We start from the raw sequence: 2,514 nt of genomic DNA on the forward strand, positions 1-2,514 counted from the left end.
CCCGGCCGCCCGTCCCGCCGCCCGTCCCGCCGCCCGCCCCGCCCGTGCGGTTCCGCGTCCCGTCCGGCCCGTCCGGGCTCGGCGCCTCGGCGGCCCGCACCCCGTTCCGGCCGGCGCGCCCCGCACCGGTGCGGCACAGCCAGACCCAACCAGCGATCCCCGGAGGTAGCGGCACATGACCGACCCGCAGCTGGCCCTGAGCACGCGGGCAGCGCGCAATCTCGCGACGACCACCAAGTCCGTGCCGCAGATGCAGGGCATCACCCCGCGGTGGCTGCTGACGCTGCTGCCGTGGGTGCGGGCGGACGCCGGCACCTACCGGGTGAACCGCCGCCTCACCTACGAGCTCGGCGACGGGCGGGTGACGTTCGTCAACGACGGCGCCAGCGTCCGCGTCATCCCCGGCGAGCTGGCGGAGCTGCCGCAGCTGAAGGGGCTCGACGCGATGGTCCTGGACGCCGTCGCCGGCCGGTTCACGCAGGCCGAGTACGCGCCCGGCGAGACGATCGCGACGGCCGGCGACCCGCTCGACCGCGTCCACCTGATCGCGCACGGCAAGATCGCCGAGATCGGGACCGGCGAGTACGGCGGCGAGACGCAGGTCGCGATCCGCGACGGCGGTGACTTCTTCGGCGACGAGGCCCTCCTCGGCGACGCGGGCGAGTGGCCGCACACGTTCCGCGCCCTCACCCCCGCCATCGTGCTGACCCTCTCGCCGACCGCGATCGTCGAGCTCACCGAGCGGTCGGAGACGCTGCGCGCGCGCTTGGACGAGTACCGCGACGCGCCCAGGCCGCCGCAGACCCGGCACGGCGAGGCCGCCATCGACCTCGCGTCCGGCCACGAGGGCGAGGCCGTCCTGCCCGGCACGTTCGTCGACTACGAGGCCTCGCCCCGCGAGTACGAGATGGCCGTCACGCAGACGCTGCTGCGCGTCCACACCCGCGTCGCCGACCTCTACAACAAGCCGATGAACCAGATCGAGCAGCAGCTCCGCCTCACCATCGAGGAGATCCGCGAGCGGCAGGAGCACGAGCTGGTCAACAACCGCGACTTCGGCCTGCTGCACAACGCCGACCTGCGGCACCGCATCCAGACCCGCGGCGGCCCGCCCACCCCCGACGACCTGGACGACCTGCTCGCCCGGCGCCGCAAGACCCGCTTCTACCTCGCCCACCCGAAGGCGATCGCCGCGTTCGGCCGCGAGTGCACCCGCCGCGGCGTGTACCCGGGCACCGCCGAGGTGGACGGCGGGCGGCGCGTCCAGGCGTGGCGCGGCGTCCCGATCTACCCGTGCGACAAGATCCCGATCAGCCCGACCGGCACCACCTCGATCATCGCGATGCGGACCGGCGAGGACGACCAGGGCGTCATCGGGCTGCACCGCACCGGCATCCCCGACGAGGTGCAGCCCGGCCTGTCGGTGCGCTTCACCGGCATCGACGACAAGGCGATCCTGTCCTACCTGGTCAGCGCCTACTACTCGGCCGCGGTGCTGGTGCCGGACGCGCTCGGCGTGCTGGAGAACGTCGAGATCGGCCGCTGACGGGAGGACGGGACATGCCGGTGGAGACCTCCGCCCGATCCGCCGCCGAGATCCTGGCGTGGAGCCGGGACCTGGTGGAGCCCGCGATGCGCGCCGTGGTCGAGGCGATGCCCGGCTCGATGCGCGCCATCGCCGAGTTCCACTTCGGCTGGCGGGACGAGGCGGGCCGCCCGGCGGCGGGGGCGGGCGGCAAGGCCGTCCGCCCGGCGCTGACGCTGCTGGCGGCCGAGGCGGCCGGCGGGACGGCGGCCGCCGCCCTGCCGGCCGCCGTCGCGGTCGAGCTGACGCACAACTTCTCGCTGCTGCACGACGACGTCATGGACGGCGACCGCACCCGCCGGCACCGGCCCACCGCGTGGACGGTGTTCGGGGTCAGCGCCGCGATCCTCGCCGGGGACGCGCTGCTCGCCGGCGCCTACGAGGCGCTCGCGGACGCGCCGTCCCCGGACCCGGCGGGCGCGGTCCGGGTGCTCAGCCGCGCGGTCCTGGAGCTGGTGGAGGGGCAGAGCGCGGACACCGCGTTCGAGGACCGCGCCGACGTCACGCTGGCCGAGTGCCTGGCGATGGCGGGCGGGAAGACCGGCGCGCTGCTCGGCGGCGCGTGCGCGCTCGGCGCCCTGTACGGGGGCGGCGCCGGGCGCGCGTCCCGGTTCCAGGCGTTCGGCGAGCGGCTCGGGCTGGCGTTCCAGCTGGTCGACGACCTGCTCGGCATCTGGGGCGACCCGGAGGTCACCGGCAAGCCCGTCCACTCCGACCTGCGGAACCGGAAGAAGTCGCTGCCGGTGGTGGCGGCGCTGACGTCCGGGACGGCGGCGGGGGAGGAGCTCGCGGCGCTGTACCTGCGGCGCGGGGCCCTCGCGGGCGACGAGCCGGCCCGCGCCGCCGCGCTGATCGAGGCGGCGGGCGGGCGCGCGTGGGCGGCGGCGGATAGGTGACCGAGGTCCTCAAGAACATGCCCTTTCGTAAAC

2 protein-coding genes are annotated in these 2,514 nt (G+C 75.4%); both read left to right on the forward strand.

Annotated elements, in window-relative coordinates; genetic code table 11:
• Positions 1–175 precede the first annotated feature (175 nt).
• Positions 176–1,546: a family 2B encapsulin nanocompartment shell protein gene (locus F9B16_RS50090; protein ID WP_151547297.1), complete on the forward strand. Its 1,371-nt coding sequence runs from the start codon at positions 176–178 to the stop codon at positions 1,544–1,546.
• A 14-nt stretch (positions 1,547–1,560) separates the two neighbouring features.
• Complete coding sequence (locus F9B16_RS50095; RefSeq protein ID WP_151547298.1) at positions 1,561–2,481, forward strand: polyprenyl synthetase family protein; 921 nt, start codon at positions 1,561–1,563, stop codon at positions 2,479–2,481.
• Positions 2,482–2,514 lie beyond the last annotated feature (33 nt).

Source organism: Actinomadura montaniterrae, assembly GCF_008923365.1.
Lineage (GTDB): Bacteria > Actinomycetota > Actinomycetes > Streptosporangiales > Streptosporangiaceae > Spirillospora > Spirillospora montaniterrae.